Source organism: Thermocatellispora tengchongensis, from assembly GCF_014202315.1.
In the GTDB taxonomy this organism is placed as follows: Bacteria; Actinomycetota; Actinomycetes; order Streptosporangiales; family Streptosporangiaceae; genus Thermocatellispora; species Thermocatellispora tengchongensis.
In genome coordinates this window covers 664,202-686,797 of record NZ_JACHGN010000002.1, presented here as the reverse complement: position 1 = coordinate 686,797, position 22,596 = coordinate 664,202, and the positions used below count along the sequence as shown (strand labels likewise).

Annotated in this window: 17 protein-coding genes and 1 riboswitch; of the genes, 8 read left to right on the top strand and 9 right to left on the bottom strand. The window is 73.0% G+C overall.

Annotation, left to right across the window (positions count from 1 at the left end; all coding sequences use genetic code 11):
• Positions 1 to 700 precede the first annotated feature (700 nt).
• From HNP84_RS06435 to HNP84_RS55865, 6 genes are all read left to right on the top strand, one after another.
• Entirely contained in the window at positions 701 to 1,921 is a 1,221-nt protein-coding gene (locus HNP84_RS06435; RefSeq protein ID WP_221335894.1) for a heparan-alpha-glucosaminide N-acetyltransferase domain-containing protein, read from the top strand.
• Between the two features lie 33 nt (positions 1,922 to 1,954).
• Positions 1,955 to 2,032: riboswitch (ZMP/ZTP riboswitch) on the top strand.
• 13 nt (positions 2,033 to 2,045) lie between these two features.
• Complete coding sequence (locus HNP84_RS06430; RefSeq protein WP_185048405.1) at positions 2,046 to 2,927, top strand: bifunctional 5,10-methylenetetrahydrofolate dehydrogenase/5,10-methenyltetrahydrofolate cyclohydrolase; 882 nt, start codon at positions 2,046 to 2,048, stop codon at positions 2,925 to 2,927.
• A gap of 86 nt (positions 2,928 to 3,013) precedes the next feature.
• A complete protein-coding gene (locus HNP84_RS06425; RefSeq protein WP_312923985.1) occupies positions 3,014 to 3,835 on the top strand; it encodes an SAM-dependent methyltransferase in 822 nt (273 codons plus the stop codon).
• A gap of 227 nt (positions 3,836 to 4,062) precedes the next feature.
• Positions 4,063 to 6,807, top strand: coding sequence for an AbfB domain-containing protein (locus HNP84_RS06420; RefSeq protein ID WP_185048404.1), 2,745 nt, complete (start codon positions 4,063 to 4,065; stop codon positions 6,805 to 6,807).
• 111 nt (positions 6,808 to 6,918) lie between these two features.
• Complete coding sequence (locus HNP84_RS06415; protein WP_312923983.1) at positions 6,919 to 7,608, top strand: HNH endonuclease family protein; 690 nt, start codon at positions 6,919 to 6,921, stop codon at positions 7,606 to 7,608.
• A 55-nt stretch (positions 7,609 to 7,663) separates the two neighbouring features.
• A complete protein-coding gene (locus HNP84_RS55865; protein ID WP_185048403.1) occupies positions 7,664 to 8,641 on the top strand; it encodes an endonuclease/exonuclease/phosphatase family protein in 978 nt (325 codons plus the stop codon).
• Here the strand turns inward: HNP84_RS55865 and HNP84_RS06405 are convergent.
• The 9 genes from HNP84_RS06405 to HNP84_RS06365 all read right to left on the bottom strand — a co-directional run bounded on the left by HNP84_RS06405 (position 8,627) and on the right by HNP84_RS06365 (position 19,829).
• Positions 8,627 to 9,814 (bottom strand): metal-dependent hydrolase family protein, encoded by a 1,188-nt coding sequence (locus HNP84_RS06405; RefSeq protein WP_185048402.1) that lies wholly within the window; start codon positions 9,812 to 9,814, stop codon positions 8,627 to 8,629. The genes HNP84_RS55865 and HNP84_RS06405 overlap by 15 nt on opposite strands.
• The gene (locus HNP84_RS06400) at positions 9,811 to 11,556 is read right to left on the bottom strand and encodes a hydantoinase B/oxoprolinase family protein (protein WP_185048401.1); all 1,746 of its coding nucleotides are present in this window, start codon (positions 11,554 to 11,556) and stop codon (positions 9,811 to 9,813) included. The genes HNP84_RS06405 and HNP84_RS06400 overlap by 4 nt, the downstream gene beginning before the upstream one ends.
• Entirely contained in the window at positions 11,553 to 13,613 is a 2,061-nt protein-coding gene (locus HNP84_RS06395; protein WP_185048400.1) for a hydantoinase/oxoprolinase family protein, read from the bottom strand. Before HNP84_RS06395 ends, HNP84_RS06400 begins: the two co-directional genes overlap by 4 nt.
• On the bottom strand, positions 13,606 to 14,535 hold the full coding sequence (locus HNP84_RS06390; protein WP_221335893.1) for an LLM class flavin-dependent oxidoreductase: 930 nt from the start codon (positions 14,533 to 14,535) through the stop codon (positions 13,606 to 13,608). Before HNP84_RS06390 ends, HNP84_RS06395 begins: the two co-directional genes overlap by 8 nt.
• Positions 14,536 to 14,623: 88 nt before the next feature.
• Entirely contained in the window at positions 14,624 to 15,325 is a 702-nt protein-coding gene (locus tag HNP84_RS06385) for a GntR family transcriptional regulator (RefSeq protein WP_185048399.1), read from the bottom strand.
• 13 nt (positions 15,326 to 15,338) lie between these two features.
• Entirely contained in the window at positions 15,339 to 16,235 is an 897-nt protein-coding gene (locus tag HNP84_RS06380) for a dihydrodipicolinate synthase family protein (RefSeq protein WP_185048398.1), read from the bottom strand.
• A 38-nt stretch (positions 16,236 to 16,273) separates the two neighbouring features.
• Positions 16,274 to 17,245, bottom strand: coding sequence for an ABC transporter permease (locus HNP84_RS06375; RefSeq protein ID WP_185048397.1), 972 nt, complete (start codon positions 17,243 to 17,245; stop codon positions 16,274 to 16,276).
• The gene (locus HNP84_RS06370) at positions 17,242 to 18,768 is read right to left on the bottom strand and encodes a sugar ABC transporter ATP-binding protein (RefSeq protein ID WP_185048396.1); all 1,527 of its coding nucleotides are present in this window, start codon (positions 18,766 to 18,768) and stop codon (positions 17,242 to 17,244) included. The genes HNP84_RS06375 and HNP84_RS06370 overlap by 4 nt, the downstream gene beginning before the upstream one ends.
• Positions 18,768 to 19,829 carry a sugar ABC transporter substrate-binding protein gene (locus HNP84_RS06365; protein WP_185048395.1) on the bottom strand — a complete coding sequence of 354 codons (1,062 nt, stop codon included), beginning with the start codon at positions 19,827 to 19,829 and terminating at the stop codon, positions 18,768 to 18,770. Before HNP84_RS06365 ends, HNP84_RS06370 begins: the two co-directional genes overlap by 1 nt.
• Positions 19,830 to 20,005: 176 nt before the next feature.
• Between HNP84_RS06365 and HNP84_RS06360 the strand changes: the two genes are divergently transcribed.
• Together HNP84_RS06360 and HNP84_RS06355 are read left to right on the top strand one after the other, a co-directional pair.
• Complete coding sequence (locus HNP84_RS06360) at positions 20,006 to 21,757, top strand: sulfatase-like hydrolase/transferase (protein WP_185048394.1); 1,752 nt, start codon at positions 20,006 to 20,008, stop codon at positions 21,755 to 21,757.
• Positions 21,758 to 21,858: 101 nt separating this feature from the next.
• Positions 21,859 to 22,548 carry a hypothetical protein gene (locus HNP84_RS06355; protein ID WP_221335892.1) on the top strand — a complete coding sequence of 230 codons (690 nt, stop codon included), beginning with the start codon at positions 21,859 to 21,861 and terminating at the stop codon, positions 22,546 to 22,548.
• Positions 22,549 to 22,596: the final 48 nt, after the last annotated feature.

The following is a 22,596-nucleotide window of genomic DNA, read 5'->3' as shown; positions in this document are numbered from 1 at the left end:
CGTTACTCGAAAGGATCACGCGATGGCCGTCGTCTTTTCACGACGCCGCGCTTGTGACCAGGTCAAACTCGTACACCACTTCCGTGGACGCAACCCAGCTCGGCGCGGCCCGGCCCCACCCGGCACCGCCTGGCACAACCCCACCGCCCGGCTGGCCCGGCCCCGCCCGGCCCGCACCGCCCGGCCCGCCACAGCTCGGCGCGGCCCGGCCCCACCCGGCACCGCCTGGCACAACCCCACCGCCCGGCAGGCCCGGCCCCGCCCGGCCCATGCTCTCCGGCCCGCCACAGCTCGGCGCGGCCCGGCCCCGCCCGGCACCGCCTGGCACGACACCCCACCGCCCGGCTGGCCTGGCCGGGCGGGGCCGCGCTGTCCGTTCTGGCACGGCTCGGCGCGGCCCGGTCTGGCCCAGCGCGGCCTGGGGCGGTTCTGCGTGGCCTGGCTCCGTCTGGCGCGGCGCGGTTCGGCGTGGCCCGCTCCCGATGGCGGTGGGGGGAGAAGGCGGGGGCGTCGCGTTCGGGCGGGCTCCGGCACTCCGCCGCATCTCCCTTGTGGAGGATCCGCCCACTCCCCCGCCCCGTTCTGAGGGGAATCGCGACGGGCTGGGGCTTCACTGCTGGGGCCTCGCGGTGGGTTGCGGAGGGAAAGTAATGAGGTTCGGGGTGTGAAGGGGATTGGGGGGATTTATGATTCCTGTCCCATGATGGAGTTCGCGCCGGTCGGGGAACTGGCCGAGGTGACTGCCGCGGAGCAGGGTGGGTCGTCGTCCGGGGGGCGGATTCTCGGGATCGATCTGGCCCGGGCTCTGGCGGTGTTCGGGATGTTCGCGGTGCATGTGGGGCCCGATCCGGAGAGTGTGTCCCGGCTCGCGGGGGTCGTGCTCTGGCTGGCGCAGGGGCGGTCGGCGGCGTTGTTCGCGACGTTGGCGGGGTTGTCGCTGGTGCTGCTCGCGGGGCGGGTGCGGCCGGTGGACTCGCGGCGCAGGGTGCGGCGGGTCGCGGTGCGGGGTGGGATCCTGCTGGTGCTGGGGACTCTGCTCACCATGCTGGGCACCCCGATCTCGGTGATCATCCCCTACTACGGCGTGTTCTTCCTGCTCGCGCTGCCGTTCCTGTGGTGGCGCGCCTCCGCGCTCGCGGTGGCGGCGCTCGTGGTCGCGGCCGTCGGGCCGGTGGTGGCGCTGGCGCCGATGGTGATCCCCGGGGAGTGGCTGGACACCTTCGCCGCGTACGACCCGGTCAACATGATGAGCGGGCGGGGCTTCATCGACCTGCTGCTGGCCGGGGCGTTCCCGGCGGTGAGCTGGATGGCGTACGTGCTGGCCGGGATGGCGCTGGGGCGGATGGACCTGGCCTCCACCGCGGCGCGGGTGCGGCTGGCGGGGGCCGGGGCGGGGCTGTGCCTGGCCGGGTACGGCGTGTCGTGGCTGGTCGTCAACGTGTTCACCGGCGTGGGCGCGGAGGTCGCCCAGGGGTCGGCCGCCGCCGCCGCGGCCGGGTCGGAGTACATCGTGCAGGACCAGGGGTCGGTGGCCGCCAGGCTGCTGGTCGCCCTGCCGCACAGCAACACCTTCTTCGAGATCGCCGGGAACATCGGGGTGGCGATCCTGGTGATCGTGGCCGCGTCGGCGGCCATGGACGCGCTGCCCCGGCTGCGGCGGCTCGCGGCGCCGGTGGTGGCGGTCGGCGCGATGTCGCTCACCGCGTACGTCGCGCACCTGCTGGTGATCCGGTTCGTGGAGGCCGAGCGGTACCTCGGCTCGCCCACCGCGGTGCTGGTCGCGTTCGTGCTGACGATCACGGTGTTCGCGGCGGTGTGGAGCCGGTTCTTCCGGCGCGGGCCGCTGGAGTACCTGCTGTACGTGGCCTCGGGCGGCCGGCGGCGGGCGCCGCGGCATCCCGCCCCCGCCGCCGTGTCCTGACCCGCGTGCCGTCCGGATGGGGCATGCTGGGGGTGGACGCGACTGGCGGCACGAGGATGGCGGCAACCATCGGGGAGCTTGTCGCGGGAGTCGCCCGCCTGGGCTCCCGCCGGGAGGAGCCGCCATGTCCGCCGTCGCCCACACCGCCCGCATGCTGCCCGGCGGCCCGGTCGCCGAGGCCGTGCTCGCCGACGTACGCGCCCGGGTCGCGGCGCTGCGCGACCGGGGGGTGATCCCGGCCCTGGCCACGGTGCTCGTCGGCGACGACGACGCCAGCGCCGGGTACATCCGGATCAAGCAGCGCCAGGCCGCCGAGCTGGGCTTCGTCTCGCCGCACGAGCACCTGCCCGCCACCGCGACGCAGGCCGACCTGCACGCGGTGATCGCGGCGTTCAACGCCGACCCGGCGGTGCACGGCCTGCTGGTGCAGTACCCGGTGCCGGGGCATCTCGACTACGACCGGGCGCTGCAGGAGGTCGATCCGGACAAGGACGTCGATGGCATGCACCCGCTGAACATGGGCAGGCTCGCGCTCGGCATGCCGGGGCCGCTGCCGTGCACCCCGGCCGGGATCGAGGCGCTGCTGGCGCACTACGAGATCCCGGTGGCCGGGCGCGAGGTGGTGATCCTGGGCCGCGGGGCGACGCTCGGCCGGCCGCTGGCCATGATGCTGGCGCAGAAGCGGCCCACGGCCAACGCGGCGGTCACGGTGGTGCACACCGGCGTGCCCGACTGGCCGCGCTACACCCGGCGCGCCGACATCCTGGTGGCGGCGGCGGGCGTGCCGGGGATCATCCAGCCGGAGCACGTACGGCCGGGCGCGGTGGTGATCGGCGGCGGCGTCCGGTACGAGGGCCGCCGCCTGCTCCCGGACGTGGACGAGTCCTGCGAGCGGGTGGCCGGGGCCATCACGCCGCGCGTCGGCGGGGTCGGCCCCACCACGGTCGCCATGCTGTTCCGCAACGCCGTCGCCGCCGCCGAGCGCGCCCGGTCACGTATGCCGTGAACGTTCTGTAATGGGGTGCGTCGGACAGCGATTCCGATCTAAGATGTCGCTGGTAGTCCGGGTGAGGCCGTCTGGGGAGTTGGCGAGTGAGCGACGAGGGAGAGGTTCCCCGCCACGTCGGTGGCTTCAGCGCCAGGACCCCCAACGCCGCCCGCATGAACGACTACTACCTCGGCGGCAAGGACAACTTCGCCGCCGACCGTGAGGCCGCCGAGAAGGCCCTGGCCATCGCCCCGGAGATCAGGGAGATGGCCCTGGAGAACCAGGCGTTCCGGGCCCGCTCCGTCCGCTACCTCATCGAGGCGGGCGTCACCCAGTTCGTCACCGTGAGCGGGGGCCTGCCGACGCAGCGGAACATCCACGAGGTCGCCCGGGAGCTCGATCCCGACGCCCGGGTGGCCTACGTGGACGACGACCCGGTGGTGCTGACCCACGCCCGCGCGCTGCTGGCCACCGACCCCCGCACCGCTGTGGTGAAGGGCGACGTCATGCACCCGGAGGAGTTCCTGGCCGATCCGGCGCTGCAGGCCGTCATCGACCTGGAGCGCCCGGTCGGGGTGCTGATCTACGGGGTGCTGCAGTACATCCCCGACGAGGACGACCCGTACAAGAGCATGGCCCGGTTGCGCGAACTGCTCGCCCCGGGCAGCCACCTCGTCATCGCGCACGTCGTCTTCGACTCCCGGCCCGACGCCGCCGAGCCGCTGGTGCGCATCTACCAGGAGGTCTTCGGCCGCACCGAGGACGCCTCCCGCACCAAGGCCGAGGTGGCCCGCTTCTTCGACGGCTGGGAGCTGGTGGAGCCGGGCCTGACCTACATCCGCGAGTGGCGTCCCGACTCCCCCAACGCGTACGGCCGCCCCGACCGCGCCTGGGTGGCCGTCGGCGTGGCCCGCAAGCCCGCCTGATCCCGGCCGCAGGCCCTCATCCGCGCGTCGCGCACGTGCGCCTCGCCGGCGTGCCCGTCCGCACGCCCGGCCGGCGGGCACACGCGATCTGAATCAGTCGGCAAACTGACTATTTCAAAACCTGCACCGGCGCTATATGGTCGCGTTGCGTCCTGAAGCGCTCAACTTCGGTCGCTTCCGGGCGCGCTCCGTGGGGGGATCCGGCTCGTTCAGGTCAAGGAGACGACATGAACAGACCCTCCTGGTGGGGCCGCCGCGCCGCGGTGGCGTTACTCGTGGCGGCCGGCGTGCTGACGGGCGTGCAGCAGCCCGCCGCCGCCGCACCGCCGCTGACCACGCCGTGGACCGCGCAGGTCTCCACCTCCAACCCGCTGCCGGAGTATCCCCGGCCGCAGCTCGTACGCTCCGAGTGGCAGAGCCTGAACGGCATGTGGCAGTTCGCCGGGACCGGCTCGATCGACAGCCCGCCCACCGGGCAGAACCTGGCCGAGCGGGTGCTGGTGCCGTACCCGATCGAGTCGGGGTTGTCGCAGATCCAGCGGCACGAGGACCGCATGTGGTACCGGCGCACGTTCACCGTCCCGGCCTCCTGGTCGGGCAGGCGGGTGCAGCTCAACTTCGGCGCGGTGAACTGGGAGGCCCGGGTCTGGGTGAACGGGACCGCGGTGGGCTCCCACACCGGCGCGTACGACCCGTTCAGCCTGGACATCACCGGCGCGCTGCGGGCGGGCGAGAACGAGATCATCGTCGGGGTGTGGTCCCCCGTGGACGCGGCCGGCATCCCGGTGGGCAAGCAGCGCCGCTCGCCCGGCGGGATCTTCTACACCGCGGCGTCCGGGATCTGGCAGAGCGTGTGGATCGAGCCGGTGAACCCGGCCAGGATCACCCGCCTCGACACCACGCCCGACGTCGCGGCCGGGCAGCTCGACCTGGTCGTGCACGGGGCGGGGATCAGCGGCCAGCAGGTGCGCGCCGAGGCCCTGAGCGGCGGGCAGGTGGTCGGCACGGCGACGGGCGCGGTGGGGGCGCACCTGCGGGTGCCCGTGCCGAACGCCCGGCTGTGGACCCCCGACGACCCCTTCCTGTACGACCTGCGCGTGACGCTCACCGGCACCGGCGGCGGTGACACGGTGACCGGCTACTTCGGCATGCGCTCGGTCGGCAAGGCCATGGTCGGCGGCGTGCTGCGGCCCACGCTCAACGGCAGGTTCGTCTTCCAGTTCGGCACCCTCGACCAGGGCTACTGGCCCGACGGCATCTACACCGCGCCCACTGACGCCGCGCTCCGCTTCGACCTGGAGCAGCAGAAGGCCCTGGGCTACAACACCGTGCGCAAGCACGTGAAGGTCGAGCCCGCCCGCTGGTACTACTGGGCCGACCGGCTGGGCCTGATGGTGTGGCAGGACATGCCGTCGATGCGCACCGGCGTCAGCCCGTCGGCGTCCGACCGGGCCAACTTCGAGTCCGAGCTGCGCCGCATGGTGGACCACCTGCGCGGCTTCCCCTCGATCGTGCAGTGGGTGCCGTTCAACGAGGGCTGGGGCGAGTACGACCCGGCCCGCATCGCCGACCTGGTCAAGGGCTGGGACCCGTCGCGGCTGGTGAACAACAACTCCGGGTCCAACTGCTGCGGCTTCGACGGCGGCAACGGCGACGTGATCGACGACCACATCTACGTCGGGCCGGGCAACCCGCAGCGGCCGACGGCCACGCGGGTGGCGGTGCTGGGCGAGTACGGCGGGTTCGGCCTGCGCAGCCCGGGGCACGAGTGGCCGGGCACCGGCTTCGCCTACGAGATGGCGCCCGACGCGGCCACGCTCACCGACCGCTACGTCCTGGCGGCCGAGCGGCTCAAGCCGCTGCTGCTCGACTACGGGCTGTCCGCGGCGGTCTACACCCAGCCCACCGACGTGGAGAACGAGGTCAACGGCATCTGGACCTATGACCGGGTGGTGCGCAAGATGGACGCGGCCCGGGTGCGGGCGGCGAACCTGGGGGTGCTGGCCGCGGCCTCCGGCCTGGTGCCCGACCGGCTGGTCTCGCTGCGGGTGACCACGCCGGGCTACACCGACCGCTCGCTGCGCCACCAGGACTCCCTGGCCCGCACCGACGTGATCGCCGCCGGGAGCGGCGACACGCCCAGGCAGGACGCGTCGTTCTTCGTACGCCGGGGCCTGGCCGACCCCGCCTGCCACTCCTTCGAGTCGCGCAACTTCCCCGGCCACTACCTGCGGCACAGCGGTTACCGGGTGCGCAAGGACGCCCGCGACGGCACCGCGCTGTTCGACCGCGACGCCACCTTCTGCGCCCGCGAGCCGAGGGCGGGCGCGGGCGTGACGCTGGAGCCGGTCAACCTGCCCGGCCACTTCCTGCGGCACTACAACGAGGCCGTGTACGTGGCGCGCGAGGGCGGCCCGAACCCCTGGGACGCGCCCGCCTCCTTCGCGGCGGACGTCACCTGGGCGGTCACGACGCCGTGGTGGCGCAGCGGGGCGAACCTGGCCGAGGGCGCGGCGGTGTCGCTGCGGGTGACGACGCCCGGGTTCACCGACCGCTACCTGCGCCACCAGGACTCCCTGGCCCGCACGGACGTCGTCACCGCCTCCAGCGGCGCCACGCTGAAGCAGGACGCCACCTTCCTGGTGCGCCGGGGCCTGGCCGACGGGAGCTGCTACTCCCTGGAGTCGCGCAACTTCCCCGGCCACTACCTGCGGCACAGCGACTTCCGGGTGCGCAAGGACGCCCGCGACGGCACCGCCCTGTTCGACCAGGACGCCACCTTCTGCGCCCAGCCGCCGCGCGCGGGCGGCACCGGGGTGGCGCTCGCGTCGTACAACATCCCGGGGCACCACGTGCGGCACTTCGCCGAGGCGGTGCACATCGCGGTCCCGGGCGGCTCGCACGCCTTCGACGCCCCGGCCCGCTACGACGAGGACGTGACCTGGGCGGTCGCGCCTGCCTGGGCGCCCTGATCAATCTCCGGCAATCCGCCGGTCAGGCGGGCTCCCGCAACCGATCCGAAGATCGTCAACGCCCGCGCGGCCCCGGCCGCGCGGGCGTCCGCGGCGCCTACCGTCCGGCGCGTGAAGATCACACGAATCGCTTTCGCATTCGCCGCGGCGGCGTTCACGGCCCCGCTGTGCACCGCCGCCCAGGCCGCACCCGCCGCGCCGGGGGCACCGGCCGTGCCGGCCGCACCGGCGGCACTGGCGGCACCGGCCCTGCCTCCGCCCCCGGCGTCCGCCGCGGTCGCGCTGGTCCGGCTCGGCGAGCTCCAGGTCCGCCCGGCCGGGCCCGCCACCGGGTACTCGCGCAAGAAGTTCCCGCACTGGTCCACCGTGTCGGGCGCCTGCGACACCAGGGAGGTCGTGCTGCGCCGCGACGGCTCCGGCGTCACCACCGACGCCGAGTGCCGGGCCGTCGAGGGGACCTGGCTGTCCCCGTACGACGGTGCGGTCTGGCAGCGGTCTTCCGACATCGACATCGACCACATGGTGCCGCTGTCGGAGGCGTGGAAGTCGGGCGCGTCCGAGTGGACGACGCAGCGGCGCGAGCGGTTCGCCAACGACCTGGACTCCAGCCAGCTCTGGTCGGTCACCGACAACGTGAACCAGGCCAAGGGCGACAAGGACCCGGCCGTGTGGCGCCCGCCGCTGCGCGGCTTCCACTGCATGTACGCCCGCTCCTGGATCGACGTCAAGGCCACCTGGGAGCTGTCGGTGGACGAGAAGGAGAAGCAGGCGCTGGAGGAGATGCTGCGCACCTGCGGCTGACCGAAGCACCGTAAATCCCACATGTGACCCCAGACGGCCGCTACGCTGCGCTCTCGTGATCAAATCGCGGTGGGCGGGCGCGGTCGTCTGGGTGCTGGTGGCGCCGTTCGCGGTGTGGACCGCGCTGTGGTTCGGGGGATGGACGCCCGTCTGGCAGTGGGTGGCCCTGGTGGCCTTCACGCCGTACGTCGCCGCCGCCTCACTCGTGCCGCTGCTGGCGGCCCTGGCCATGCGGCGGCGCCTCGCCGCCGGGGTCGCCCTGCTGGTCTGCGTGGCGCTGGCGCTGGCCGTGGTGCCCAGGCAGGTGCCCGACGGCGGGGACGCGGCCGAGGCCGACGCGGGGCGGCGGCTGCGGGTGCTCGCCGCCAACCTCGCGGTGGGCGCGGCCGACACCGTCATGCTGATGGACCTGGTGCGGGACCTGGACCCGGACGTCCTGGCGATCCAGGAGCTCACCCCCGAGGCGCGGGAGCGGCTGGAGGAGCGCGGGCTGCGCAAGACGCTGCCGCACCGCGTCAACCGCGCCGAGCCGGGCGTGGGCGGCTCGGGGATCTACGCCAGGCACCCCCTCCGCGAGCTGCCGATCATCAAGGAGGGCAACTTCGGCCAGGCCAGGGCGGTGCTGACGCACCCGGGCGGGCTTCAGGTCGAGATCGTCTCGGTGCACCCGTGCGCGCCCCGCTACGACTACAAGGTGCCGTGCTGGGACAGCGGCCTGGCCGAGCTGCCCCGCGCCGGCGGGATGCCGCGCGTGCTCGCGGGCGACTTCAACGCCACCCTCGACCACGCGCGGCTCCGGGAGCTGCTGGCGAGCGGCTACCGCGACGCGGCCGACGTCACCGGGCAGGGCTGGACACCGACCTGGCCGCGCCAGGGCTGGGAGCCGGTCCCGGGCGTCACGATCGACCACGTGTTCGCCGACGAGCGGATCGCGATCCGCGACTTCCGGGTGCTCGACCTGACCGGCACCGACCACCGCCCGGTGTACGCCGATCTCGTGCTGCCCGCCGCCGGCGGGTCACAGCGCGAGTAGCCGCCCCGCCTGCACGATCCGGCGGGCGCCCTGCCACAGCAGCGAGGGCTCCTCCAGCGGGTTCCCCTCGAACAGCACCAGGTCGGCGACCGCGCCGGCGCGCACCCGGCCCAGGTCGGCCCGGCCGATCAGCTCGGCGTTCACGGAGGTCGCCGAGCGCAGCGTCTCCAGCGGACCTTCGACCTCCACCTGCAACCGCAGGCCCTGGAGCTGCTCGTCCTCCAGCGCGCCCATCAGGTCGGTGCCGAAGCCGATCCGCACCCCGGCCGCCCGCGCCAGCTCCACCGCGCGCCGCCCGGAGTCCAGCACCTCGCGGTTCTTCTGCTGCGAGATGGGCGCCAGGCCCAGCTCGGGCCCGCGCCGGTCCAGCGCGTCGTACGCGGCCAGCGTCGGCACCAGGAACGCCCCGTGCTCGGCCATCAGCGCGGCCGTCGGCTCGTCCATCAGGTTGCCGTGCTCGATGGAGCGCACGCCGTTGGTCACCGAGTGCGCGATGGCCTCCGGCGAGTACGCGTGCGCGGCGACGTAGCTGCCACGCCGCGTGGCCTCCTCGGTGACCGCGCGCACCTCCTCCGGCGAGTACTGCGGGATGCGGATCGGGTCGGTCAGCGACACGACCCCGCCGGAGGTCATGATCTTGATGGCGTGCGCGCCGCGCCGGAACCGCTCGCGCACCGCCCGGCGCAGCGGGTCCACGCCGTCCACGATCTCCCCGGTGTGGGCCCAGCAGCCGCACAGGTCGGAGTCGCCGGGACGCGGGTCGCCGTGGCCGCCGGTCTGGGTGAGCGCCGGCCCGGTGTACAGGTAGCGCGGGGCCGGGATCATGCCCTCGGCGATGGCCCGCGCCAGGCCGGGGTCGCCGCCGGCCACGTCGCGCACGGTGGTGAAGCCGCGCGCCAGCGCCGCGCCCAGCCTCCTGGCGCCCGACAGCGCGACGTAGCTGAGCGGGGTGGACTCGATCTCCAGCAGGCCGAGCCCGATGCCGTACGCGTGGCAGTGCGCGTCGATCAGGCCGGGGATCACGGTGCCGCCGCGGGCGTCGATCACCTCGTCGGCGTCGCCGGGCGCGTCGCCCACCGAGACGATCCGGTCGCCCTCGATGTGCACCGGGCCGTCGAGCAGGTCCGCGGACTCCCCGTCGAAGACCTGGGCATTGACGATCGTGAGACTCATGCGCGGAGCCTAGCGGTCGCCTCGGCGTCCACCTCGAACGTGGCCGGGTCCACGGCCACGCCGTAGTCGCGGGCGGCGGCCTCGACGCTGACGAAGCCGTTGCGTACGTCCCTGGCCACCCGCGCCGGATCGCGCAGGAACGGATCGCCGTAGCCTCCGCCGCCGCCGGTGTTGTTGACCAGCACCTCCCCGGCCTCCAGCCGGTTGTAGCTGCCGCCCTGCACGACCTCGCGCTCGGTGCCGGGGTTGAGCACGATCTGGTTGGGCTTGCCGGGGCGTCCCCCGCCGATCGCCCACGGCTCGGTCTTGGTCTTGTAGACCAGGCAGATGCCGGTGGACGGCGCGGTGAACCGGTACGTACGCCCGACGCCCACTCCGCCCCGGTGCAGCCCCGGCCCGCCGGTGTCGGGGCGGTAGCCGTAGGACTCGATGAACATCGGCGACTTGGTCTCCAGCACCTCCACCGGGTTGTTGCGGCAGCCCGGCTCCGACAGGTGCATGATGCCGTCCTCGCCGTCGCCGCCCGCGTGGGCGCCGAAGCCGACGGCCTCGTTGGTGGCCTCCAGCCACGCCTCGCCGGTGCGCGGGTTGACGCCCAGGCCCATCATCGAGCAGACGTCGCCGCCGGAGCAGGCGGGCACCTTGTCCGGCATGCCCTGGGCCAGCGCCTTCAGCACGACCTCGCCGCCGAGCAGGCCGGTCCACAGGGTGAAGGTGGGCATCGGCGGCACCGCGTGCACCACCGAGCCGGGCTCGGTGATCACCCGCAGCGGCCGGAAGTTGCCCGCGACCACCGGGGTGTCGGGGGTGGTCATCGCCTTGAAGATCAGGCTGCAGAACGCCTCGGTCTGGCCCACCGGCAGGTTGATCGGGCCGCGCACGTCCTTCTCGCTGCCCGTCCAGTCGATGATCATCTCGTCGTCGGTGATGGTCACCGTGGCGTTGAGCTTGATCAGCCGGTCGGTGTCCACGCCGTCGCTGTCCACGAAGTCGTGCGCGGTCCAGGTGCCCTTGGGCAGCTTGGCCAGCGCGAGGCGGGCCAGCCGCTCGCCGTGGTCGTTGATGGCGTCCATGGCGGCCAGCAGGGTGCCGGCGCCGTACTTGGCGGCGATCTCGCGGGTCCGGCGCACCCCGGTGACGCAGGCGGAGACCTGGGCCTGGATGTCACCGATGGTGCGCTCGGGCATGCGGCTGTTGAACCGGACGATGTTGAACACGTCCTCGTTCAGCACCCCGCGCCGGTACAGCTTGGAGCAGGGGAAGAACAGCCCTTCCTGGTACATGTCCGTGGAGTCCAGGACGTACCCGGCGTCCTTCTGCTTCAGGTCCAGCACGTGGATGCGGCAGGAGGCGAAGCCGATCAGCCGGTCCTCGTGGTGGATGGGCGCGAACACCAGCGGGTCCAGCGTGTGCGCGGAGGCCCAGTAGGGGTAGTTCAGGATGAACACGTCGCCGGGTTCCATCTTGTCCTCGCCCAGGAACTCCAGCGCCCGCTTGATGCCGTGGTCGTTGCCCCGGGTGAACACCGCGATGCCGGGCGCGTCGGCCACCACGTCTCCGGCGGCGTCGTGGATGCCGATGCCGTAGTCGTGGATCTCGTAGACGACGGTGTTGTACGCCGTGCGGCACAGGTTGCGGGCCATCTCCTCGGCCGCGGCCAGCAGGCCGTGCCGGATGATCTCGGTGGTGATGGAGTCGGTGCTCGCCGCGGTGCTCGCTGTGGTGCTCGCTGTGGTGCTCACTTGGTGACCTCCTCGGTCCGGTCGTGCACGGAGATGACCAGCTCGCCGTACTGCCCCACGCGGAGCGTGTCGCCGGCGTGGATGACGGTGGTCGCGGTGTGCTCGGCGATCACGGCCGGGCCCGCCACCTCGTCGCCGGCGAGCAGCGCCTCGCGCGTGTAGAGGGCGTAGGGGACCTCCGGCTCGTCCTGGGAGAGGTAGACCGGGCGGGCGCCCTCGGCCTGCGGCCCCTCCCCCGCCGGGCGGGCGGCGATGCGCGGCAGCTCGGGCTTGTCCACCGAGCCGGTCGCGCGCAGCCGCAGCGTGGTGATCTCGATCGGGTCGTCCATGGTGTGGCCGTACTGGCGCTCGTGCAGCTCGGCGAAGCTCGCCGAGACCGCCTCCGCCATCGCGGCCGGATCGGCGGGGAAGGCGACGGTGACCGAGTGCTCCTGCCCGGCGTAACGCACGTCCAGGGTGCGGGTGAGCGTGCGGCCCTCCGGCCCGAAGCCCTCCTCGGCCAGCCGCGCCTCGGCCTCGGCCTCCATCTCCCGGTACGCCGCGTCGGCGGCGGCCGGGTCGAGCGCGTCCAGCGGGGTGACGGCCGTACGGGCGTAGTCGTGCTGCACGTCGGCCATGAGCATGCCGAAGGCGGAGAACGCGCCCTGGCCCGGCGGCACGATCACGGTGGGGATGCCCAGCTCCCGGGCCACCTCGACCGCGACCAGGCCGCCACCGCCGCCGAAGGACAGCAGCGCGAAGTCCTTGGGGTCGCGGCCCAGCTCGACGGTGATGGCGCGCACCGCGCCCATGATCTTCATGTTGGAGATCCGCACCACGCCGCGGGCCAGCGCCTGGACGGTCATGCAGAGGCGGTCGGCGATCGGCTGCAGCGCCTTGGCGGCGAGGTCCGCGTCCAGGGTGAGCTTGCCGCCGAGCGGGGTCTCCGCGCCGAGGTAGCCGATGGCGAGCGCGGCGTCGGTGAAGGTCGGCGCGGTGCCGCCGCGCCCGTACGAGGCGGGGCCGGGGGCCGCGCCCGCGCTCTGCGGGCCGACCTGCAGCGCGCCCGCCTCGTCCAGCCAGGCGATGGAGCCGCCGCCCGCGCCGATGGTGTGGATGTACAGCGACGGCGTGTTGATCGGCAGGCCCTCGAACTCCGCGCCCTGGTACAGCACGGGCTCGTGGTCCAGGATCAGCGAGGCGTCCAGGCTGGTGCCGCCCATGTCGATGGTGATCAGGTTGGGCGTGCCCAGCGCCCGCGACAGCGCCGCGGCGCCGATCACCCCGCCCGCCGGGCCGGACAGGATCAGGCTGACCGGCTGCTCGCGGGCCGCGGTGGCGGTCATCGCGCCGCCGCCGGAGCGGGTCATCAGGAACCGGCCGCCGAAGCCGCCCCCGGCCAGCTCGCCCTCCAGCGCGTGCAGGTAGCGCCGCACGATCGGCTTGACGTAGGCGTCGAGCACGGCGGTGCTGGTGCGCTCGTACTCGCGGTACTCGCGCGACAGCTCGTGCGAGAGGGTGACCGCGACGTCCGGGGCGACCTCGGCGAGCACCTCGCGCATCTTCAGCTCGTGCGCCGGGTTGGCGTAGGAGTGCAGGAAGGCGACCGCCACCGACTGGTAGCCGCGCTCGGCGACGATCTCGGCGACCCGGCGGGCGTCGTCCAGGTCGATCGGGGTGTGCACGCTGCCGTCGAACAGGCTGCGCTCGGCGACCTCGAAGGTGTCGTAGCGCTCCAGCAGCGCCGGGGGCTTGCGGTAGGTGATGTCGTAGTTGGTGCGCCGGTCGGTGCGGCCCAGCAGGTAGACGTCACGGAACCCCTTGGTGCCGATCACGGCGGTGCGGGCGCCGGTGCGGGTGAGCAGCGCGTTCAGGCCGAGCGTGGTGCCGTGGGTGAACATCCCGATCTCCGGCACCGGCGCCTCGGCGAGGCCGAAGGCGTTCATCACGCCGCGCGTGGGCTCGTCGGGGGTGGTGGGCACCTTGTCGAAGCGGAGCACCCCGGTCTCCGGGTTCAGCTCGACGACGTCGGTGAAGGTGCCGCCGACGTCGATGGCGAGCCTGCTCGTCCTATTCATCGTGTTCTGCCTTCCTTGTGGAATCTGCGGGGCCGGGCAGGTGCACGGCGGCGAGGTACGCCAGCGCGTGCTCCGGCACGCCCCTGCCGTCGTCGTGGCGGGGCCAGTGGACGGCGATCTCGTCGAAGCCCAGCTCGGCCAGGCGGCCGGCGAAGTCCGCGTACGCGCCCGCGCCGCGGAACGGCCAGGTCACGTCCAGCGCGACCTGGGCGATGCGGCGTACCGCGCCCGGGGGCCTGCCCTCGGCGGCCAGCGCCTCGTCCAGTGCGGCGCCCTGCGCGGCCAGCGCGGCGAACCACTCCTCCGGGTCGTCCCGCCCCCGGTACGGCCCGTACGTCACCCATGCCTGCCCGTGCCGGGCCGCCAGCCGCAGCGCCCGGGGGCCCGCGGCGCCCACCGTGAGCGGCACGCGGGGCCGCTGCACGCAGCCGGGGATGCGCCGGGCCTCCACGGCGCTGTAGCGGGGCCCGCGCACCGTGGTCACCTCGTGGGTGAGCAGGTGGTCCAGCAGGCCCAGCCACTCGGCGAAGCGGGCGAAGCGCTCGCCCAGCGTGCGCTGCGGGTCGCCGAGCACCCGGGAGTCGGAGCTCTCCGCGCCCGCGCCCACGCCGATCTCCAGCCGGCCGCCGCTGAGGTGGTCCAGGGTCACGATCTCCTTGGCGAAGGTGACCGGGTGCCGGTAGTTCGGCGTGGCGACCTGGGTGCCGAGGCGCACCCGGGTGGTGGAGACGGCCGCGGCGGCGAGCATGGGCACGGCGGCGTGCCAGGGCGCGTCCTGCAACGGCTGCCAGGTCAGGTGGTCGTAGGTCCACACGGTGCGTACGCCCATCGCCTCCGCGGCGCGCACGTCGGCGACGAAGCGCGCCGGGTCGCGGTCGGGCAGGACCAGGACCGACAGGTCGGGCACGGTGTCATCCTTCACGGGCGTCGTCCCCACGGGGTCTTCTCCCACGGGGTCTTCTCCCACGGGGTCTTCTCCCACGGGCGTCCTCCGTCATGGGCCTGTTCGCTCATGGGCGTGTTCCCTCGTGGGCGGGCCGCCGCTCGTCCCGCCCGGCCCAGCTCCCGCGCACGTGGCCGATGTGCGCGGTCATGAGCCGGTTCAGGCCGTCCGGGTCGGCGGCGGCGATCAGGTCCAGCATGGTCAGGTGCTCCCGCGCCGAGGCGGTCAGCTCGCCGCTGTCGGCCAGGCGCGTCAGGCCGTACAGGCGGGTGCGGGCGCGCAGCTCGCCCACCAGCGCGACCAGGTGCTCGTTGCCCGCGAGCGACAGCAGCTCCAGGTGGAACCTGCGGTCGTGCTCGACGTAGGCGATGAGGTCCTTCTCCCCGGCCGCCGCCACGATCCGCTCGGCCATCGGGCGCAGCCTGGCCAGGTCGCGGGCGGCCGCGGCGCCCGCGGCGCGGACCGTGGTGGGCACCTCGATCAGCAGCCGGATCTCGGTGATCTCGTCCAGCTCCCGATCGGACAGGTCGGTGACCCGGAACCCCTTGTTCGGCACGGTCTCGACCAGGCCCTCGTGCGCGAGGTCGAGCATCGCCTCGCGCACGGGGGTGGCGGACACGCCGAACCTCGCGGCCAGCGCCGGCGCGGAGTAGATCTCGCCGGGGCGCATGTGCCCGGCGACGAGCGCGGCGCGCAGGGCGTGCGCGACCTGCTCGCGCACGTTGCGCCTGGCCCCGATCGGGGCCAGGGAGAGGGACGGCTCTGCCATGGCCGGGCGCGGGTTACCGGCAGCCGGCGGCGAGTGCCTTCTCGGTGGCCTCGCGCACGATCCGGGCGTGCTCCTCGGTGAGCGGCACCCGGGGCGGGCGGCACGGGCCGCCGTACCGGCCGGCGATGTCCATGGACAGCTTGATCGCCTGCACGAACTCGGTCTTGGAGTCCCAGCGCAGCAGCGGGTGCAGCGTGCGGTACAGCGGCAGCGCGGTCTCCAGGTCGCCGGCCGCGGCGGCCTCGTACAGCGTCACGCAGGAGCGCGGCAGCGCGTTGGGGTAGCCGGAGATCCAGCCGGTGGCCCCGGCGATCACCAGTTCCAGCGTCACGTCGTCGGAGCCGGCCAGCACGTCCAGCTCCGGCGCCAGCTCGGCGATCCGGTACGCCCTGCGCACGTCGCCGGAGAACTCCTTGACCCCGACGATCAGGCCCTCCTCGTGCAGGCGGGCGAGCAGTTCGGGGGTGAGGTCCACCTTGGTGTCGATCGGGTTGTTGTAGGCCACTACCGGCAGGCCGGCCTTGGCGACCTCCCGGTAGTGCCCGAGCACGGCCCGCTCGTCGGCGCGGTAGGCGTTGGGCGGCAGCAGCATCACCGCCTGGCAGCCGGCCTCGGCGGCGTCCTCGGCCCAGCGGCGGGCCTCCTGGGCGCCGTACGCCGCGATGCCCGGCATGACGGTGAAGCCCTCGGGGGCGGCGGCCACGGCCGTGCGCACGACCGCGCGCCGCTCCTCGGGGGTGAGGGTCTGGTACTCGCCCAGCGACCCGTTCGGCGTGACGCCGTGGCAGCCCTCGGCGGCGAGCCACCGCACGTGCTCCGCGAACCGGTCCAGGTCGATGCCGAGACCGTCGTCCATGGGCAGCGCCGTGGCCACCAGCACCCCGTGCCAGGGCTGTCGTCGCGCTCGCATTGGTAAGGCTCCAATCGTCGGGAGGGGTTCTGTGGCGTCTATCTGCGTTTGCTCGCGGCGCTCAGCGCGACCGCGGCGAGGATGACGACGCCGGTGGTGAGGTCCTTGAAGAAGGGGTTGGCGTTGAGGATGTCGAAGCCGTTGTCGATCAGGGCGAGCAGGTACACGCCGCAGACCGAGCGCCAGATCGCGCCCACGCCGCCGTAGATGCTGGTGCCGCCGAGGATGACCGCGGCGATGGCCAGCAGTTGCAGCCCGTCGCCCGCCTGGGGCTGGCCGCTGCCGATCCGGGAGACCCCGATCGCGGCGGCGACGCCGGCGGCCAGGCCGCTGAACAGGAAGGTGTACAGCTTGACCCGGTCCACCCGGATGCCGGACAGCTCGGCCGCCTCGGCGTTGCCGCCGACCGACAGGACGTACCTGCCGAAGGTGGTGTAGTTCAGCAGGAAGCCGGCCAGCAGCGCGAACAGCAGCAGGATCACGATCGCGTAGTAGACCGGGCCGATGCCGCCCCGGCCGAGCGCGGTGAACCCGGGGGCCTCCACGCTGATCAGGAAGCCGCCGGTGATCAGCACCGCGAGGCCGCCGTAGACCAGGCTGGAGGCCAGGGTGGCCAGGAAGGAGTGGATGCGCAGCCGGGTGATCGCGGCCCCGTTGACCGCGCCGAGCGCGGCGCCGACCAGGGGCGCGCAGAGCAGCCCGAGCACCGGGCTGCCGGTGTTGACCGCGACCCAGGCTGCGACCACATTGGCCACGCTGAAGATCGCGCCGGTGGACAGGTCGAAGCCGCCGCAGATGACGACCAGCGTCCCCGCGACCGCGATGATCGCCAGCGGCGCGTTCTGGTTGAGGATGTTCAGCAGGTTCGTCACCGTCAGGAACGACGAGGTCGAGACGCTGAGCACCACGAACAGCACCGCGAGCATGATGAGCACCGCGTAGCGGCGGATGAAGGGCAGCACGCCGGGCGGTGCCGCCGGCGCGGGGCGCGCCGATGCGCTGGCTGTCATGACTCTCCTCTGCTCTCTTCGCCGACCCCGAACAGGCGCTGCAGGATCTCGTCCACGCTGGTGTCCGCGGGCACCTCGCCGATGAGCGCGCCCTGGCGGACGAGGTGGACCCGGTGGCTCAGGCCGACCACCTCCTCAAGCTCGGAGGAGATGAGCAGCACGGCGGTGCCCGACGCGGCGATGTCCACGATGAGCTGGTAGATCTTGGCCTTGGCGCCCACGTCCACGCCGCGGGTCGGCTCGTCCAGGATCAGGAACTCCGGCCGGCCGAGCAGCCACTTGGCGAACAGCACCTTCTGCTGGTTGCCGCCGGAGTAGACCGACACGTCGCCGTCCACCTGCGCGGGCCGCACGCCCAGCCGGTCGATCAGCTCCTTGACGGCCGCGCGCTCCGCGCGCCGGGCCAGCACCCCGGCTCGGGAGAAGCCGCGCAGGTGCGGCAGCGTGACGTTCTCGAAGGTGGGGCGCAGCAGCACCAGGCCCTGCCCGCGCCGGTCCTCGGGGATCATGGCCATGCCCCGGGAGATGGACGCGCGCGGGGAGCGGGCGCCGACCGGACGGCCGCAGAAGCGGATCTCCCCCGAGTCCACCCGGTCGCAGCCGAACAGCGCCCGCGCGATCTCGGTGCGCCCGCTGCCGACCAGGCCGGCCAGCCCGACGATCTCGCCGGGCCGCACCGCGAGCGACACCCCGCGCACCGCCGTGCCGCTCCACACCTCGCGCATCTCGACCACGGGATCGGCCTCGGGCGACGGCGGCGGGGGACGCTCGGGCAGCAGCACGTCGGCGGGCTCGCCGAGCATCGCCTCCACCAGACCGGACTTGGTCTCGGTCGCGGTCTCGGACGTGCGGATGACCCGGCCGTCGCGCATCACGGTCACCCGGTCGCAGTTCTCCAGCACGTCTTCCAGGAAGTGCGTGACGTAGATGACCGTGGTGCCGCGCGAGCGCAGCCAGCGCATGATCTCGTGCAGCCGGGCGGCCTCGTCTGCGGTGAGGGAGGACGTGGGCTCGTCCATGACGATGATCCGCGCGTCGCGGGCCAGCGCGCGCATGATCTCGACCTTCTGCTGGTCGGCGATGGACAGGCTCTCCACCGGCGCGTCGGCCGGCAGGCCGAACCCGCAGACCTGCTCCAGTTCGGCGTACCGCTGGACGAGGCCGGGGTGCAGGACGCCGAACGTGCTGCGCTCCCGGCCCAGGAAGACGTTCTGGGCCACGCTGAGCGCGGGCACCAGGCACAGCTCCTGCGCGATGACGACGACCCCGGCGTCCTGGGCGCGCTTGGTGTCCCAGCGGCGCACCGGGCTGCCGAAGATCTCGATCTCCCCGGAGTCGGGGTGGTAGAGGCCGCCGATCATCTTGCCGAGCGTGGACTTGCCCGCGCCGTTCTCGCCGACCAGGCCGTGCACCTCGCCGGCGGCGAAGGAGAGCGTGACGGAGTCCAGGGCCTGGGTGGAGCCGAACCGCTTGGACAGGCCCCGGACCGCGGCGGCGACCGCCTCTCGCGTGGCCGCCGGCATCAGTCGGCCCACTCGCCCTTGAAGCCGGGGTGCTGGTCCAGCACCTCCTTGGTCACGATGACCGGGACGGGGCCGAGGGTGTCGGCGTCCACGACCGGGGTGACCGGCTTGCCGCGCACGGCGTTGACGACCTGCTCCAGGGCGGCCTTGCCCATGCTGTTGGGGAAGTCGATCTGGTCGGCCGCCCACTTGCCCGCGCGCACCTGCTTGACGGCCTCCTGGCTGCCGCCGCCGCCCGTGACGTACATCTTGCTCAGGTCCATGCCGGCGCTCTCCAGCGCGACCTGCGCGCCGATGGTCTGCTGGTCGGCGTTGGACAGCACCACGTCGAGATCGGGGTTGGCCTGGAGGATGTTCTGCATCGCCTTCAGTGAGGTGTCGCGGTCGTAGTTGCCCTGGCCGGTGGCCACGACCTTGATGTTCTTGTGCGGGTCCAGCACCGACCGGTACGCCTTGTTGCGCAGGTTGTCGAAGGGGAACTGGAGCTGGCCGATCAGGATCGCGACCTTGCAGGGGTCCTTGTCCCGGCAGTACTCCACGACGCCCTCGGCGAGCTTCTTGGAGTTCTCCTCGGTGTCGGCCGCGACCGTGGAGACCACGCCGTCCACCTGCGGCGTCAGCTCGGTGAGCTTGGGGCCGACCGGGAACAGCGTGGTGACGACCGGGATCTTGGCCTGGGCGGCGGCCGGGATGGCGGCGGCGATGCCCACGTTGTCGTTGGGCACCAGCACGATGCCGTCGTAGGTGCCCTGGCTGGCGACGTTCTGCACCTGGTTGAACTGGGTCTGGCTGTCGAACTTGCCGTCGAAGATGGTCACCTCGACATCGCCGAGCTCCTTGGCCTTGGCCACGGCGCCGTCGTAGACGGCCTTGTTGAAACCGTTCTGGCTGGAGGACGCCAGCAGCGCGATCTTCACCGGCCCGGTCTTGCCCGAGGGCGCCTCGCTCGCGCCGGAGTTCACCTGGGACACGTCGGAGTTGCAGGCGGCGAGCGCCAGGCCGAGCGCCGCGGCGGCGGCCGCGGCGACCCCCCGGCGGAGGAGGAGCGGAGTTCCGGACACGGTGGTACCTCACAGATTTCTTGGGGGCCCTGTGATGCGCTGAACGCGTTTTCCCAGGTCGAAGACCTTGAGGCCAGTACAATGTCACACTACAACAGCGCGGTCAATGGAACCGGGCCCCATCGTTCACGATCACTCGCTACACTCCCGCGCGGATCACAAGCGAAGCGGAGACCATGGACACCTCCCCCACGCGCCGTGCCTTCCTCGCGGGCACCGGCGGTCTGATGAGCCTGCCCCTGCTCGGGGCCGCCCCCGCCGCGCGGGCCGCCGCCGCGCCGGCGTCGTCGTCGGCCTCGCCGGCCTTGTCGTCGCCGGCATCGACATCGGCGGCGAGGCTGCCGAAACGGCCGAACTTCGTCATCGTGCTCGCCGACGACCTCGGCTGGGGCCAGCTCGGCTGCTACGGGCAGACGAAGATACGCACGCCCAACCTGGACCGGCTGGCCGCCGAGGGCATCCGGTTCACCAGCGCGTACGCCGGTGCGCCGCTGTGCGCCCCGTCGCGCACCACCCTGCTCACCGGCCTGCACGCCGGGCACTCGACCGTGCGCGAGAACCCGGAGGGCGGTGAGCAGCACTCCCTGGTCAAGGCCGACCTCACCTTCGCCGAGCTGCTCAGGCTCGCGGGCTACCGCACGGCGTGCATCGGCAAGTGGGGCTTCGGCCCCGAATTACCGGGACAGCCCTCCCACCCGAACGCGCGCGGGTTCGACGAGTTCTTCGGCTTCATCACCCACAAGCACGCCCACCAGTACTTCCCGCAGTACCTGTGGGAGAACGGCCGCACCGTGGAGCTGGGCGGGCGGGTCTACGCCCCCGACCTGTTCCTGAACCGGGCCAAGGAGTTCATCCGGCGCAACGCGGACGAGCCGTTCCTGCTCTACTTCCCCACCATCCTGCCCCACTCGCCGAGCGCCGTTCCCGACGGCTACGGCAGGTACCAGGACAAGCCGTGGGTCCGGGCCAACCGGGGGCACGCGGCGCAGGTGAGCCGGCTCGACGCGCACGTCGGCGAGATCGTGCGCACGCTGCGCGAGCTGGGCATCGCCAAGGACACCGTGCTGCTGTTCACCGGCGACAACGGCCCGCACCACGAGAAGGGCGTTACCCCCGAGCTGTTCCGGTCCAGCGGCCCGTTCCGGGGCGTGAAGCGCAACCTGTACGAGGGCGGCGTCCGCGTCCCGATGATCGCCTGGTCGCCGGGCCTGCCCCGGCGCGGCGCGGTGGAGGACACGCCGGTGATCTCCTACGACGTCCTGCCCACGCTGGCCGACATGGCGGGCGTGCCGCAGCCGGCCAACCTGGACGGCCGCTCCTTCCGCGGCCTGCTGACCGGCGGCGGCCACACCGGGCACGACTACCTGTTCTGGAACCGGCCCCGCAAGATGCAGGCCGTACGCCGGGGCTCGTGGAAGGCCATCCGCTTCGCCCCGAACATCGCCGGCGCGGGCCCCGAGGGCCGGATCGAGCTGTACGACCTCGACGGCGACCAGGGCGAGCGCAACGACCTGGCGGCCACCCTGCCCGACATCGCCGCCGAGCTGAACGGGCTGATGGACGCGTCGGTCGGCGACGACCCGCGCCTGCCGTACGGGATGCAGGTGACGGCCGGGCGGCAGGCCCCGCGCGGCGTGCCGCTCCAGGTGCGGGTGACCCTGCACAACGGCTCGGTGTCCACCTGGGACAACGTGCGGCTGCTGCTGGACGCGCCGGCGAGCTGGCGGGTGGAGGGCGGCGAGCGGCTGCCGTCGCTCGCGCCGGGGGCCTCGGCGACCGCGACGTTCACCGTCACCCCGCCGGCCACCGGCCCGGAGACGGTCACCAAGAACCTGTTCTCGCGGGCGGTGTTCTCGGCCGAGGGGCGCACCGTGCGTTTCGTCCGGCCGCGGAGCGTGACCGTGCTACCCGATCCCGCCGCGGTGTAACCACGGCAGGACATACCGTTACCTGGCAAACCTCTGGCGTACTCGCCACGCGGATCGCAGACTGGGAAGAGGACATATCGCGCAAACAACTGGAGGGTGTCGTGCACAGTCACCAGACTCAGATGCCCGCGCTGGTTCCTGTGCTGTCGCGCGGCAGGCACAGGAACCCCAACAAGGGCGCGTGCTTCATGGAGTTCGCGTCCTATCTCGCGGGGGAGCGCTGGAGTGACCATCCGGCCTGCACCCACCCCCTGCTGGCGGGCCTGGCGCGGCTCGTCAACGACTACACCTCGGACTCCGAGCGCAACAAGCTCGCCCCGCTGATCCCGCTGGTGATCGGGCTGACGAGCGACGACCTGCGGGTGGACGCCCGGATCGCGCTGCGCTGCGCGACCACGGCGCTGCCGGTCGTCGCCGCCGACCTCCAGCTCGCCATGGCCGTGTCGGTGCTCGCCTCCGAGCAGATGCTCGCCGAGCTGGAGGGCCGCGAGCCCGGCAGCATGGAGGATCAGAGCCGGGCCGCGCTCGCGCTGGTCCCGCGGGCCGCCGAGGGCGCGCGCAAGCTCAGGCGGGGCATCCGGGTCTCGGCCCGGGGCTTCCGCCGCTTCGCCGCGCCCAACACGGTGCAGCTCGCGGCCCGGGGCGTGGCGCACGCGTGCGTGAAGGACCCCGACGCGCTGCTGCGCACCATGCTCACCGAGGCCATCAACGACTGCCGCGCCCTGATCCTGCCCGAGCCCGCCCCGGCCCCGGCCCCTGCCCCGATGAGGGAGGCACGCACCCCGGTGTGAGCCACGGGATATTGAAAGAAAGGTAAGGCTAAGCTAAGTTCGGCGGTA

Bases quoted from the DNA above. Each gene is read 5' to 3' on its own strand.
- HNP84_RS06395 (WP_185048400.1), bottom strand. From the start codon at position 13,613: ATGAATAGGACGAGCAGGCTCGCCATCGACGTCGGCGGCACCTTCACC.
- HNP84_RS06435 (WP_221335894.1), top strand. From the start codon at position 701: ATGATGGAGTTCGCGCCGGTCGGGGAACTGGCCGAGGTGACTGCCGCG.
- HNP84_RS06430 (WP_185048405.1), top strand. From the start codon at position 2,046: ATGTCCGCCGTCGCCCACACCGCCCGCATGCTGCCCGGCGGCCCGGTC.
- HNP84_RS06375 (WP_185048397.1), bottom strand. From the start codon at position 17,245: ATGACAGCCAGCGCATCGGCGCGCCCCGCGCCGGCGGCACCGCCCGGC.
- HNP84_RS06405 (WP_185048402.1), bottom strand. From the start codon at position 9,814: ATGAGTCTCACGATCGTCAATGCCCAGGTCTTCGACGGGGAGTCCGCG.
- HNP84_RS06420 (WP_185048404.1), top strand. From the start codon at position 4,063: ATGAACAGACCCTCCTGGTGGGGCCGCCGCGCCGCGGTGGCGTTACTC.
- HNP84_RS06380 (WP_185048398.1), bottom strand. From the start codon at position 16,235: ATGCGAGCGCGACGACAGCCCTGGCACGGGGTGCTGGTGGCCACGGCG.
- HNP84_RS06385 (WP_185048399.1), bottom strand. From the start codon at position 15,325: ATGGCAGAGCCGTCCCTCTCCCTGGCCCCGATCGGGGCCAGGCGCAAC.
- HNP84_RS06360 (WP_185048394.1), top strand. From the start codon at position 20,006: ATGGACACCTCCCCCACGCGCCGTGCCTTCCTCGCGGGCACCGGCGGT.
- HNP84_RS06370 (WP_185048396.1), bottom strand. From the start codon at position 18,768: ATGCCGGCGGCCACGCGAGAGGCGGTCGCCGCCGCGGTCCGGGGCCTG.